The sequence below is a fragment of the Pseudomonas sp. 18.1.10 genome (assembly GCF_024655625.1).
Taxonomy (GTDB): Bacteria; Pseudomonadota; Gammaproteobacteria; order Pseudomonadales; family Pseudomonadaceae; genus Aquipseudomonas.
In genome coordinates this window covers 15,610-28,259 of record NZ_JANLGL010000070.1, presented here as the reverse complement: position 1 = coordinate 28,259, position 12,650 = coordinate 15,610, and the positions used below count along the sequence as shown (strand labels likewise).

10 protein-coding genes are annotated in these 12,650 nt (G+C 64.6%); 1 reads left to right on the top strand and 9 read right to left on the bottom strand.

Translation table 11 applies throughout. The features are described from left to right. Positions 1–93 precede the first annotated feature (93 nt). The 3 genes from NUV89_RS14205 to NUV89_RS14195 are packed head-to-tail and all read right to left on the bottom strand — an operon-like array spanning position 94 to position 3,217. Positions 94–1,197 carry an acetoin dehydrogenase dihydrolipoyllysine-residue acetyltransferase subunit gene (locus tag NUV89_RS14205; protein WP_257781813.1) on the bottom strand — a complete coding sequence of 368 codons (1,104 nt, stop codon included), beginning with the start codon at positions 1,195–1,197 and terminating at the stop codon, positions 94–96. Beyond that, entirely contained in the window at positions 1,194–2,213 is a 1,020-nt protein-coding gene (locus NUV89_RS14200; protein ID WP_207042342.1) for an alpha-ketoacid dehydrogenase subunit beta, read from the bottom strand. The genes NUV89_RS14205 and NUV89_RS14200 overlap by 4 nt, the downstream gene beginning before the upstream one ends. 26 nt (positions 2,214–2,239) lie before the next feature. After that, the gene (locus tag NUV89_RS14195) at positions 2,240–3,217 is read right to left on the bottom strand and encodes a thiamine pyrophosphate-dependent dehydrogenase E1 component subunit alpha (protein ID WP_257781812.1); all 978 of its coding nucleotides are present in this window, start codon (positions 3,215–3,217) and stop codon (positions 2,240–2,242) included. A gap of 299 nt (positions 3,218–3,516) precedes the next feature. Here NUV89_RS14195 and NUV89_RS14190 point away from each other — a divergent pair, with 299 nt between their 5' ends. Then, on the top strand, positions 3,517–5,379 hold the full coding sequence (locus NUV89_RS14190) for a sigma-54-dependent Fis family transcriptional regulator (protein ID WP_257781811.1): 1,863 nt from the start codon (positions 3,517–3,519) through the stop codon (positions 5,377–5,379). Between the two features lie 68 nt (positions 5,380–5,447). Here the strand turns inward: NUV89_RS14190 and NUV89_RS14185 are convergent, their stop codons facing one another. The 6 genes from NUV89_RS14185 to NUV89_RS14160 form a co-directional block, all read right to left on the bottom strand. After that, the gene (locus NUV89_RS14185) at positions 5,448–6,227 is read right to left on the bottom strand and encodes an acetoin reductase (RefSeq protein ID WP_257781810.1); all 780 of its coding nucleotides are present in this window, start codon (positions 6,225–6,227) and stop codon (positions 5,448–5,450) included. Between the two features lie 155 nt (positions 6,228–6,382). Beyond that, on the bottom strand, positions 6,383–8,650 hold the full coding sequence (locus NUV89_RS14180) for a lanthionine synthetase LanC family protein (protein ID WP_257781809.1): 2,268 nt from the start codon (positions 8,648–8,650) through the stop codon (positions 6,383–6,385). Further along, the gene (locus tag NUV89_RS14175) at positions 8,647–9,678 is read right to left on the bottom strand and encodes a phosphotransferase family protein (RefSeq protein WP_257781808.1); all 1,032 of its coding nucleotides are present in this window, start codon (positions 9,676–9,678) and stop codon (positions 8,647–8,649) included. The genes NUV89_RS14180 and NUV89_RS14175 overlap by 4 nt, the downstream gene beginning before the upstream one ends. A gap of 64 nt (positions 9,679–9,742) precedes the next feature. Continuing rightward, complete coding sequence (locus tag NUV89_RS14170; RefSeq protein ID WP_257781807.1) at positions 9,743–10,231, bottom strand: hypothetical protein; 489 nt, start codon at positions 10,229–10,231, stop codon at positions 9,743–9,745. A gap of 20 nt (positions 10,232–10,251) precedes the next feature. Beyond that, positions 10,252–10,782 carry a DNA replication terminus site-binding protein gene (locus NUV89_RS14165; protein ID WP_257781806.1) on the bottom strand — a complete coding sequence of 177 codons (531 nt, stop codon included), beginning with the start codon at positions 10,780–10,782 and terminating at the stop codon, positions 10,252–10,254. Beyond that, a complete protein-coding gene (locus NUV89_RS14160) occupies positions 10,779–12,617 on the bottom strand; it encodes a hypothetical protein (protein ID WP_257781805.1) in 1,839 nt (612 codons plus the stop codon). The genes NUV89_RS14165 and NUV89_RS14160 overlap by 4 nt, the downstream gene beginning before the upstream one ends. Positions 12,618–12,650: the final 33 nt, after the last annotated feature.

The following is a 12,650-nucleotide window of genomic DNA, read 5'->3' as shown; positions in this document are numbered from 1 at the left end:
GCGGTGGGTCAGCCAAAATATCTGTGTCTGATACACCGCTTTCGCGAGCAAGCCCGCTCCCACACTTGACCGCATCCTACCTTTGGATCTTGGTCAGGCTTGGGATTTGAGGAAGGTGGCCATGAGTTGGTTCACCTGCTCCGCCGCCTCCAACTGCACCATATGCCCTTGACCAGGCAGCACCTCCACCTGCGCCTCCAACCCCTGCGCATGCCGCACCGGGATGATTGCATCGTCACTGCCCCAGATCACCAGGCTCGGCTGGCGCCCCACCACATGGCGCAAATCCAGCGTCTGCTGCCCGCCGTCAAACAGCGCGCCGTTGAGCTGACGCAACGCCTGATCCACCCCCTCCAACCGCTTGAACTTGAGCATGTCCTCCAGCATCTGCCGCGTCACCAGGGCGGGATCGCTGAACAGTTGCGTCAGTTGCGGCTTGAGGGCGTTGCGGTTGCTGGCCTCGGCAAACCCCTGCAGGTACTCGCCGTTGATGTCCGCACCCAAGCCAGCGCTGGCGATCAAGGTCAGCGAGGCGACGCGTGCGGGGGCCTGGTCGGCAACGGTCAGCGACACCAGACCGCCCATGGAATGCCCCGCCAGGTGCACGCGGTCCAACTTGAGATGATCGAGCAGGTCCAACACCGCCTGACTCAGCTCGCCAGCATCGCCGCTGTGCAACTGTTTGCCCGACTCGCCATGCCCCGGCAAATCCACGGCAATCACCCGCCGCTCGACCGCCAGCGCCGGTTGGTTGAACAGCCAGTTGTTCAAGTCGCCGCCAAAACCATGCACCAGCACCAGCGGCGTGCCGCCCTCGCCCAGGTCGAGATACCGCAGCAGACGCCCGCCGATCTCGACTTTCTGCGCACTCGGTCCAGACGCTTCGGCCTCGGCCGCACTGGCGACAAACCCGGCATTGAAGCCTTCGATCACGGCATCGATCTCCGCCTCAGACGCCTCACCCTCAACGACAATCCCCAGCAACGCACCCACCGGCAAAGTCTCATCGCTCAGCGCCAAGACGCGGCGCAGCACGCCACTGAACGGTGCTTCCACACTGCTGGAAATCTTGTCGGTCTCCACATCCAGCACTTCCTCGCCCTTCTCCACCCGGTCGCCGGGTTGCTTGAGCCAGATATCGATGCGCCCTTCGGTCATCGACAGCCCCCATTTGGGCATGGTCAGGGTATGGATCATGCGGCGTTCCTCTTGTCGGCGATCTTCAGCACGGCGGCCTCGATCTTCGCGGCGTTGGGGATGTACAGGTCTTCCAGCGCATCGGAAAACGGCACCGGCGTGTGCGGCGCGGTGACCATTTCGATAGGCGCGCGCAGGGACGCAAACGCCTGTTGCGCCACCAGCGCGCTGATATCAGTGGCAATGGAACAGCGTGGGTTGGACTCATCGATCACCACCAGCCGCCCGGTTTTCTCCACGCTTTCGAGGATGCTGTCGACGTCCAGCGGGCTGGTGGTGCGCAGGTCCAGCACTTCGCAGTCGATGCCCTGGCGCGCCAGGTTGGCGGCAGCTTCCAGCGCGATATGCACCATGCGCCCGTAGGTCACCAGGGTCACGTCCTGGCCTTCGCGCACAAAGTTGGCTTCGCCGAAGGGCACGGTGTATAGCTCTTCCGGCACTTCGCCTTGCAGGCTGTAGAGCATTTTGTGTTCGAGAAAGATCACCGGATCGTTATCGCGGATCGCCTGGATCAGCATGCCCTTGGCGTCATACGGCGTGGCCGGGCACACCACCTTGAGGCCGGGGATGTGCGTCCACATCGAGGTGAGCATCTGCGAGTGCTGGGCCGCCGCACGCAGGCCGGCGCCGTACATGGCGCGGATCACCAGGGGCGTGGTGGTCTTGCCGCCGAACATGTAGCGGAACTTGGCCGCCTGGTTGAGCAGTTGGTCGAGGCAGCAGCCGATAAAGTCGACGAACATCAATTCACACACCGGGCGCATGCCCCGGGTGGCCGCGCCGACCGCCATGCCGACATAGCCGACCTCGGACAACGGCGCGTCCAGCACGCGGTCGGGGAACTGCGGGTACAGGCCCTTGGTCACGCCGAGCACACCGCCCCAGGCGTCTTGTTCACCGGGAGCGCCGGTGCCGCCGCTGACGTCCTGGCCGATGATGAACACGCTCTGGTCACGGCGCATTTCCTGGGCCAGGGCTTCGTTGATTGCCTGCTGGTAGCTGATTTTGCGAGCCATAGGATTCTCTCCAAATGTTGTTTTTATTAGGGATAGGCGACGTAGACATCGCTGAGCAGGTCGGCGGCTTGCGGCTTGGGATCGGACTTGGCGCGGCGCACGGCGTCTTCGATCAACTGCGCGACTTCGCTGTCGATACGCTCGAATTGCGCCGCGTCCAGCCAGCCCTCGGCGCTGCAACGTTGGCGGAACAGCGCCAGGCAGTCGGCGCTGTCCCGCAGGTTTTTCACTTCATCGGGGCCGCGATAGGTTTGCGCGTCACCTTCGAAGTGGCCGTAGAAACGGCTCAACTTCACTTCCACCAGCGTCGGCCCCTGGCCTGTGCGCGCACGCTCGACGGCCACGCCGAGGGCGGCGTGCACGGCGAAGAAGTCATTGCCATCGACGATCACCCCCGGCATGCCAAAGCCCACGGCGCGCTCGGCGATGTCCTTGCACGCCACCGACCAGCCGGAACCGGTGGCCTCGGCATAACCGTTGTTTTCGGCGACGAACAGGCACGGCAACTTCATGATCGCGGCCAGGTTCATCGCTTCAAACACCGCGCCCTCGTTGGAGCCGCCATCGCCAAAAAACGCCACGGCCACGCCCTGGCTGCCCTTGAGTTTCGACGCCAGCGCCGCGCCGGCCGCCAGCGGTGCGCCGGCACCGACGATGCCGTTGGCGCCGAGCATGCCCTTCTCCTGGTCGGCGATGTGCATGGAGCCGCCCTTGCCGCCGCACACCCCGGTTTTCTTGCCGTAGATCTCGGCCATCATGCCGAACACATCCACGCCCTTGGCGATGCAATGGCCGTGGCCACGGTGGTTGGAGGCGATGCAATCGTCATCGTTGAGGTGGGCCATGACCCCGGCGGCGCTGGCTTCCTGGCCAGCGTACAGGTGCACAAAACCGGGGATCTCGCCGGTGGCGAACTCCACGTGCAGGCGTTCTTCGAAATCACGGATGGTGCGCATCACGGTGTAGGCATGCAGCAATTGATCGGTGGACAGGTGAGTGGACATCTTGTTGTTCTCCAGGTTGTCTCGACACACAAAAGGCTGATCGTGTTCAGCTACAGGGCCTTCAGCACGGCCTGTGCCAAGGTCCGCAAAAACCTCGCAAAGCCTTGATCCAGAGCAGTTGTGGTGGTGCGGCACAGCACCGCAGAATGAGACGCGGCATTGCACCGCACAGGCCGCGTCTCAGGCGCCATGAGACGCGGCGTCTCAGCCGGGGCAGTTGGTCAGGCCACACTTGTCCCACGCGACCCATGCGCGCTTAATGGCGGGCATAACAACAAAGATCGAGAACCGGAGGCCTTATGCTCGCCGCGAACTCCAGGGAACACGTCGACTGCGTCAGTCGTGTGGTCCGCAATGCCGACCGCCTGCCCCAGGCGCCGGTGCCGTCGCTGATTTTCGATTCGTGGCGGCGCTCCATGGAACAACACCACCTCGACCCCGGCTCCTTGCAGGGGCCACGCATCCTCAGCGAACCCCTGCTCAAGGAATGCCGCGAGCGCGCCGAACTGTTCATGCGCATCGCCGGCGAGGCCGTCGGCCAGCTGCACCACCGCGTGCGACACGCCGACTACTGCGTGATGCTCACCGACGCCCAGGGCCAGACCATCGACCACCGCGTGGACACCGCGATCCGCACCGACTGCCGCAAGGCCGGCCTGTACCTCGGCACCTGCTGGTCCGAAGCCGAGGAAGGCACCTGCGGCGTGGCCACGGTGCTCACCAGCAAGGCCGCCGTGACCGTGCACAAGCGCGATCACTTTCGCGCCGCGTTCATCGGCCTGACCTGCTCCGCCGCGCCGATCTTCGACCCCCAGGGCAACCTGCTCGGGGTGATGGACGCCTCCGCGCTGAAATCCCCGGATGACCGACGCAGCCAGCACCTGGTGCGCCAGCTGGTGGCGCAAAGTGCCGAAGCCATCGAAAACGCGTTCTTCATGCACAGCGCCCGCGAGCACTGGGTGTTGCAGGCCCACAGCACCCCGGGTTTTGTCGACAGCCAACCCGACCTGTTGCTGGCCTGGGACCGCGACGGCCGCCTGCATGCCTTGAACAGCAAGGCGCGCCAGGCCCTGCGCCTGCGCTTTGGCCAGGTGCCGGCGCATATCGGCGAGGTGTTTGACCTCGACGCGTTGCGCGCGGTGACCGATCAATCCGCCCAGCACCTGCACTGGCTGGGACAGCCTGGCGCCTTGCACGCTCGCGTCAACGCGCCCCGCCGCACACCGGCACGCACTGCGCTGACGCCGCAGGTCGATGCACGGGTGGAAGAACACCTGCGCCTGGCCGTACGGGTCAAGGACCGCAACCTGCCGGTGCTGGTGCAGGGCGAAACCGGCGCGGGCAAGGAAGTCTTCGCCCGCCAACTGCATGAGCGCAGCGCCCGTCGCACCGGGCCGTTTGTGGCGGTGAACTGCGCGGCGATCCCCGAGAATCTGATTGAAAGCGAGCTGTTCGGCTACGTGGCCGGTGCCTTTACCGGCGCCTCCAGCAAAGGTATGCCGGGGCTGCTGGTGCAGGCCGATGGCGGCACCTTGTTTCTTGATGAAATCGGCGACATGCCGCTGGCCTTGCAGACGCGCCTGCTGCGGGTGATGGCCGAGGGCGAAGTGGCCCCGCTGGGCGCGGCGAAGACCCGTGCGGTGGATATCCAGGTGATCTGCGCCAGCCACCGGGACCTGGCGGTATTGGTCGGTGAAGGCCGCTTTCGCGAAGACCTGTACTTTCGCCTGGGCTGCGCACGTTTCTGCCTGCCGCCGTTGCGCGAGCGCACGGACAAGCTGGCGTTGATAAACCGCTTGCTGGAGCAGGAAGCACGCAACAGCGGTGTTGCAGTGGGCATCGGCCAGGCTGCCCTGGAGTTGCTGCTGGGCTACGCCTGGCCGGGGAATGTGCGGCAACTGCGGCATGTGCTGGCGTATGCCTGTGCGGTGTGTGAGGGCGATACGCTGCAAGTGGCGGATTTGCCGGTGGAGGTGCGTGGGGAGCAGAGAGAAGCGTTGGTTGAAGAGCGCGTGAGCCCCGAAAGGCAGATAGTCCTGGATGCGTTGATTCGCCATCGCTGGAAGCCTTTGCCGACCGCGCAGGCGTTGGGGATCTCAAGAGCAACCCTGTACCGCCGAGTCAATCAACTGGGCATCGACATGCCCAACAAAACCACCTGACACAATGGGATCAACATGTGGGAGCTGGCTTGCCAGCTCCCACAGTAAACCGAGTTGACCTTGGAGGTTTAGCGGTAGACGAGGCCGCCGTCGATCAGTGGTGCCTGCCCGGTCATGTAATCCGCATCCGGCCCCGCCAGGAACGAGACCAACCCCGCCACATCCTCCGGCGTTTCCGCCCGGCCCAACGCAATGCCATCCACGTACTTCTTGTACGTCGCGCCAATCTCGGCACCGGTAATCTCAGCCATGCGCTTGTCGATCTCGACCCACATATCCGTGCCCACCACACCCGGGCAGTACGCGTTCACCGTGATCCCCGCGCTCGCCAATTCCTTGGCCGCCGCCTGGGTCAACGCGCGCACGGCAAACTTGGTGGCCGAGTACACGCCGAGCAGCGCAAACCCTTCATGGCCGGCGATGGAGCAGGCATTGATGATCTTGCCCTTTTGCTTGAGCGCCTTGAATTTCTTGCCGCCGGCCTGGATGCCCCACAGCACGCCCTGCACGTTGATCCCCAGGGTGCGTTCGACTTGCTCCGGGCTCACGTCCAGCAGCGAATCGATCTGCGCCACCCCGGCGTTGTTGACGATGATGTCAAAGCCGCCAAGGGTCTGGTGTGCATGTTCGACGGCGGCCACCACTTGCTCCCGCTTGGATACGTCAGCGACGAACACCGCCGCCTTGCGGCCCAGGCCCACCACTTCGGCGGCCACGGCTTCGAGCTTGGCGCCATTGATGTCCACCAGGGCGATGTCGGCACCGTCCTGTGCCAGGCGCAGGGCAATGGCCCGGCCGATGCCCTGCCCGGCGCCGGTGACCAGCGCAACTTTTCCAGCAATAGCCATGACACTCTCCTGCAATCGATGAGGGAAGCCTTGTCTATCGCAGGTCCCTGCCATGGCTGTCGAGGCGCAACGGGATTGGCGTGAGGGCTGAGACGGGGCGTCTCAAGCCGCGAATCATTCTCGCAAACGTGTAAAAGCACGCACTTATGCCTAGCTTATGCGCCCCCTTCTTCCACCATCACGCCGAACGGCAACATCAACCCCGGCACCTGCCCCGGCGCAGCACAGCGCAGCAAAAAATAACCGGTGCCCGCCAGGCCCAGCATCAACCCCAATGCCTGCCCCTGGGCCACGCCCAAACCGCTGCGCCAGCGCCCGGCCTGCGCCGCCAACCCGCGCTCGGCCACTTGCCGGGCGCACTCGGCCCAGGCCGGTTCGCCCAGTACCGCAGCGCCCGTCATCAAGACATCAGCATTGCCCGCAGGACCATGGCACAGGGTGTAGCTGCTGCCGGCCTGCGACGCTGGCGCCACCAGATCCGCTGCGACAGTCTCCAGGGCGCAACGCGCCTGGGCGCAATGTTCTTCGTCGCCGGTCATCTGCCACAGCGCCAGGCGGGATAACGCGATCCCCGGCGCGCCGTGGCACCAGGCCATGCCGCAGTGGGTCGCGCTGTCATCCAGTTGCTGCGCATCCTCGGCAAACAGGTAGGGCCAATTGCCCTGCTCCGGCACGAACCAATAGGCCTCATAGGCCAGCGTCTGCTCCAGCGCAGCCTGCCAATCAGGACCTGGGCATTGCCGGGCCAACTGCGCGAAGGCCAGTGCGATGCCCGCGTTGCCGTGGGACAGCCCGCACAGGCCCAGGTGCGCGCCCTGTTCTGGCCAGTGCCAGCCATGCGCCGTGCGCCGGGCCTGATGCAGCAAGCGCTGCCCCAGCGCCTGGGCAATCGCGACGCTTTGAGACGCCAGTTCCGGCGCCAGCTGAGCCAGCCCGAGCAGGCCAATGACCGCCCCGGCCAGACCATGCATCAGGTCCACCGGTTGCGGGGTGGCGGGCAGTGTCTCCAGATGCTGCAACAACGGCGCAGCCGCCAGCAGGTAGCCATCCACCAACTCGGCATCACCCAGGCGACGGGCCAGCCACAGGCCCTGGGTCAGCGTCCCCAGGCGCCCTTCATAAAGGCTGATCCGCTCCCTTGCCGCGAACGCCAGCCCATGGCGCAACGCACCCCGGGCGGTATCGCCAAAGGCAGGCTCTGCGCTGTGTTCCGCCAGCAGCACCAGAAAAGCCGCAACCCCCAGCGTGCCGTCATACAGGCTGGCGTTCATGCTGCACGCGAAAGGCTTGAACACGTCCTCGGCATCGTCGGCGTCGTCACTGATCCAGGTGCAGCGGTCGCCCAGCCACAGGGCTTCGTTGCTCAGCTGATGACCAATGCGGATCGCCTCCCCCATCGCCCCGGTAGGCCGCACGCTGACCGCCGGCACCAGGCTGGCGCAAAAGGGCAAGTGGCGCAGGCCGAAACGGTCCTCGGGGTCATCCTCCAAGTGAGGCTGCTGCCAATCAATACGCTGTCGTTCGAACTGCGCCTGAACCGCCCGCAGGGGCTCACCACCGGTTGTCGCAGTCTCCAGCATGCCCAGTGCCAGTGCCCGGCAGCGGCTTTCACCGAAGCTGCGGCCATCGGCGGGGTCCTGGGCAAAACCGAGGCCTGGCAAGAGCGCTTGCGTCCATAAGGGCGACTGATCGCGCAAGTGTTGCCGCAACCCAGCGGCCAGTTGCCCCAACACCCCGTGGCCTCGACGCGCGTGTCGTGCGGCGAGGTACAGCACCACGGCATCATCGCGCAGCCAGCCTGCCGGGTTGCTCGGGTACTTGAGCAGAAACGGCAGGCACGCTGCGTCCAGGGCGCGACACAGGGCCTGCACCACCGCGCCCATATGCTCTGGATGCGGTGCCAGGTAATAACGCACCTGGCAATCATCGTTGCAGGTGTCTTGCGCGGTTTCACCGAACAGATAGACAAAGGCCGGATCCAGCTGGGTGGTCCATGCCGCCTGACGCACTCTGACCTGGTGCCCGCGAATGGCCAGGGCCGGCACCCCATCAAACAGGTATTGTCCCGGTTCGACACGGCGGGTCACCCGGTCCTGCTGCACCGCCAGCGCACCATTGCCCAACTGCTCAAGCACCTGCCACACACCGCCGTCGCGGTACTCGCTTTCTGGCGGGAACCAGGTGGCAACCGGGCCAGCGTCATCCACGCTGGCGGTGTAGTAGCGCCGGTACAGGTACTGCTGCAAGCGCTCGATTCGCGGGTCATCGTCAACACGGCGGTTATTGGCACTTTGAGCCAGGGGTGCAGCGGTAAACGGCCGGCCATCCATCCACAGGGTGCCCTGGGCATCGACTTCCAGGCTGGCCCAGGCTGTGGCAAAGCGCTCCCACCAAAGGGGTACGCCAACGTTCAAAGGATTCATGCGTCCTCCCACCAATCGCGGGCCACGGCCTGGGGCGCCAGCAGCAGGTTGCTTGCCAGTTGCAGCAACAAGGTGTGCGCGGCACTCAAGTTGGTCTCGCCGGCGAGGTCTTCGTAAAGGGTCTGCAATAGCCGGGCGCCACACAGTACAACCAACCGCTCGGCATCCGGTGCGGCGCCAACGGCAGCGCAATAGCTGGCCCACAGCTGCGCCAGGGCGCGCTGGTAAGGCACGAATCCCACGGCCGCTTCCTCCGCCGCCTGTACAGGGTCGGAATGCATCGGCTGGTGGTCCATCCACGCTTTGAGCCACGACTGGCACAGCCCGGCCAGGTCCCACAGCGGGTCGCCGCGGTCGGCCATCTCCCAGTCGATAAAGACGCAGCGCTCCCCGTCCACGCGACAGTTCTGCCACTTCATATCGCCGTGGATCAATTGTTCCCCAGGCCAATCGCTCGCCAGGCCGGCGAGCACCGCCATACATGCGTCAAGGGACTGCACCAATGCCACCAGGCGCGCCTGGCCCCAACTCTGGTCTTCGCCAACCAAGGGGTACAAGCGGTCGAGGCGAATGATCCAGGGCACGGCGCCCGCCAGGTCGTCGGCCGGCAAGGCGGCCAGGCCTTGGTGCAGCCGGCCCAGCGCACTGCCCAACACCTGTGCCAGCTGCACATCCGGCTGGCCATCGACCAGTGCCCGCTCATGACCGCTGGCGGTCGAGGCCAGCCAGTCCATCACCAGGGCCTGGCGCCAGCTGTCGTAGACGCGCAGGCACGGGACTTGTGCCAGCCCGGCAAGGCGCCGCAGCATGCCGGCTTCGTGGGCAATGCTGGAGCACTTCTCCCAGGGGCCGGCGTCCGGTTGATGTTGCTTGATGTAATACCCCTGGCCGTTGGGCCAGAGCACGCTGAAGCCACGGTTGCGCTGGCTGTGGCTGCGAATGGCGATAGGGTTGTCCACCAGGCTGCGGGTATCGAGCAGCCCCTGGTTGATCAGAAAAACAGCGGCATTGTGCCGGGTCAGAATCATTGCTTGCCCTCGTGGAGAACAGCCATGGAGCGACACCGCGCCGCTCCATGGACGGCACTACGGATCAGCTCTCTTTGCAGCAAGGGTTACGTGTGGGCTTGCAGGTCTTGGCCTTGGTCGCCAGCACGTCTGCGGTGTCGTCAACCAACTCGTCGGCGCCTTTGCAGCAGGGGTTGCGCGTTGGTTTGCAGGTCTTGGTCTGCGTGCCTTGCACATCGCTGCCCTGGCTGCCCGGTGCGGAATCCTCCGGTGGTTTGCAGCAAGGGTTGCGGGTGGGTTTGCAGGTCTTGGTCTGCGTCCCTTGGACGTCACCGCCCTCCGGAGGCTTGCAGCAGGGATTGCGGGTGGGCTTGCAGGTCTTGGTCTGGGTGCCACCGACATCCGAACCGCCGCCACCTCCCGCCCCCGAACCGCCCGCGGCGCCGCCGCTGCCGGTGCTCCCCGGCGCGGCATGCAGCCCGCCAGGGTAGTACTGACTGAGAATTTCGCCGCTCAACAGACCGGCCATATGCCTGGCAACGCTTGAGCCGGGTTGTGTTTGTGATGTGTTCATGACAACTCCTTTTCTCTGGTTTAGTTCGACGGTTGACTCACGGTAATGACTTGCCCCCAGCGATTGACGCCCGGGGTGTCCGGCATTTCGCCAGGACAGCTTTCCGAGAGCATCGACACCTTGCGCGACAGCGGACAGCCACACAGGCCGCAAATGCCCAATTCCGAACGGGTGGCTTGCAGCAGGCTGGCACCGGGTGCCTGTCGATGCGGGCATTGCCGACACGCCTCGCTGCGTTGCTCACGCTCCAGCGGGTCAGTGGTGGAAAAACCGCTCTTGGCCCAGTTGACCAACGACCGACTGCCCCGCTGGAACAGCTCGGCCGTGCTGTGCTCGGCCCGCGCGCGCACCTGCCTGGGGGGCGACATCAGCAACATCCGCAACATCTGCGGCGTACGCCGGCTCGCCAGCAGGCTACGGGCGTAGCTGTCGCTGCTCAGGGCCGCGTGCAACACGGCCTCATCGACGGGTTCCGGCAACCCCAGCAGCTCGGCGAATTCGGCACACATCTGGCTTTCGGACTGCGCCATATCCAGAGCCAATACACTCATGGCGTGCCCTCCACGGTGACGCTGGAGGCAGCGGGGTCGAGGGTGGAGCCATTGTCCGAGCGCACGTCGCGCACCGTGAGCGTGGTGACGCTCTCGGGTTTGAAGCGCTCGTCGATCACCAACCAGGCTTGCCACGGCAAGTTCTTGTCCATCTGTACCAGCGCCACTGGAACCGGCTGCCCGGCGCTATCCAGCAGATAGTTGCTCGGTATCTTGGCGCTGAGGTCGTTCAAGCGCTGGTTGAAACTGGCCAGTACGGCCAGTGCGCCTTCGAAATGGGTCCAGGTGGCGCTGTCCAGCGTAAGGGAGTGGGCCACCGGCCCGCCTGCGCAAGGCGGCAATGGCATGCCGATCACGGCGGCCTCGATGCTTTCCAGGCGGCAAGGTATCGAGGGGGTCGCGCACTTTTCATGGCCGACGCGATTGGCCGGCGCGATCAAGGAAAACAACGCCTTGATCTGTTCCTGGCCCGGGTTGACCCATGCGCCCCAGGAACCATAGAACACGGCTTGCAGCACCTCATTGGCGCCAAAGTAATCCGCCAGGCCGGTGCAGGTCAGGCCGGAATCCGTGGTGTAGTCGGTCTGCACGAAGCGCCCGACGCCCTGCGCCATGATCATCGCCAGGCCCTGCTTGAACATCCCCTCCAGACGCAACAGTTGCCCGGACACATAGACGGTGTCCTGCCCATAAGACGTAAAGGCAAACTGATTGGGGTGGGGGTCTTCCCAGTTCAGGTGGAAATTGACCTTGGGGTAAAAGGCTTTGAACAGTTTTTCCAGATAGCGGAATTCGGCCATCAGAAATGTCTGCCCCATGCTGCGAAAAGCGCCGTTGATAGCCACATCAGCGGCCTGCTTCTGGGTCATGTAGGGCGCGGCACCGTAGGGTACTGGCGAGGTGGCGCCCAGCAGTTCTTCCAGCGGCAGGAACGCCTCGTTGCTGATCTCCCGGGCCTTCGCCCCCAGTTGTGAGTGAGCGGAGCTGCCTTTGCGGGTCTTGGTGTACGCCGATGAGCCAATGCGCGGCAAGGCGTCGTGGCCCTTGGCAAAACGCGAGGCCATGGCCGCGTCGTCCTGCATGGCCATGACCAGGTGGTCACCGGCGACCACTCCGTTGACCTCCAGGTAGCGTTCGACGAACCCTGACTGGGAAAAATCCTGGGTGCTCAAGGAATGGAAACCCAGGGTGAACTTGCCCAGGACCAAGGCGTGCAATTTCACCGGTTTGCCTTTGTGGTCCACCAGCCAATCGTCGAGGGTCAAACGGTCGGCCGCCTTGAGGCTGCCATCGGCCAGTAGCATCGGTTGGTCCAGGGTGACCGCCAGCTCACCCTTGTCGCCGTATTGCAGTAACACGGCAGGTTGATGGGGGGCCGCGACCATCCCATCGGAAAAGGTCACGGGGCGACTTTCCCACGTCAGCTTGGGCTTGCCACCGACCACTTTCACCGTACTGGTGAGCACCGGGTCACCCACGCCAATGAACTGCACCGTGCGGTACTCGCCCTGCGCCACGGTCACCCGCGTGCCCCAGGCAAAGCAGGAGCAACAGCAATAACAGGCTTGCCACGACCAGTCCTTGTTGCCATCGCGCAGGAGTTGGCACTCATCCTGGGAGATATTGAGCCGCTGCGCCGTCGCACGGTTGAAGCAGTTATACGTTTCTACCGGGAAACTCCCCCCCTGGGGCGTGCAGTCCGGTATCGGCTTGCCCTCCCAGTTCTTGCACTTGCACCAACGTGCCATGGCCGAACTCTGCCGATAGGTTTCGCAGTGGGTCACTCCACACAGGGACTGGCCCGGTTCCAGGCTGCTTTTACATTGATCGCTCACCTTGATCTCCTTTCACAGGCTTTGAGGGTCGAG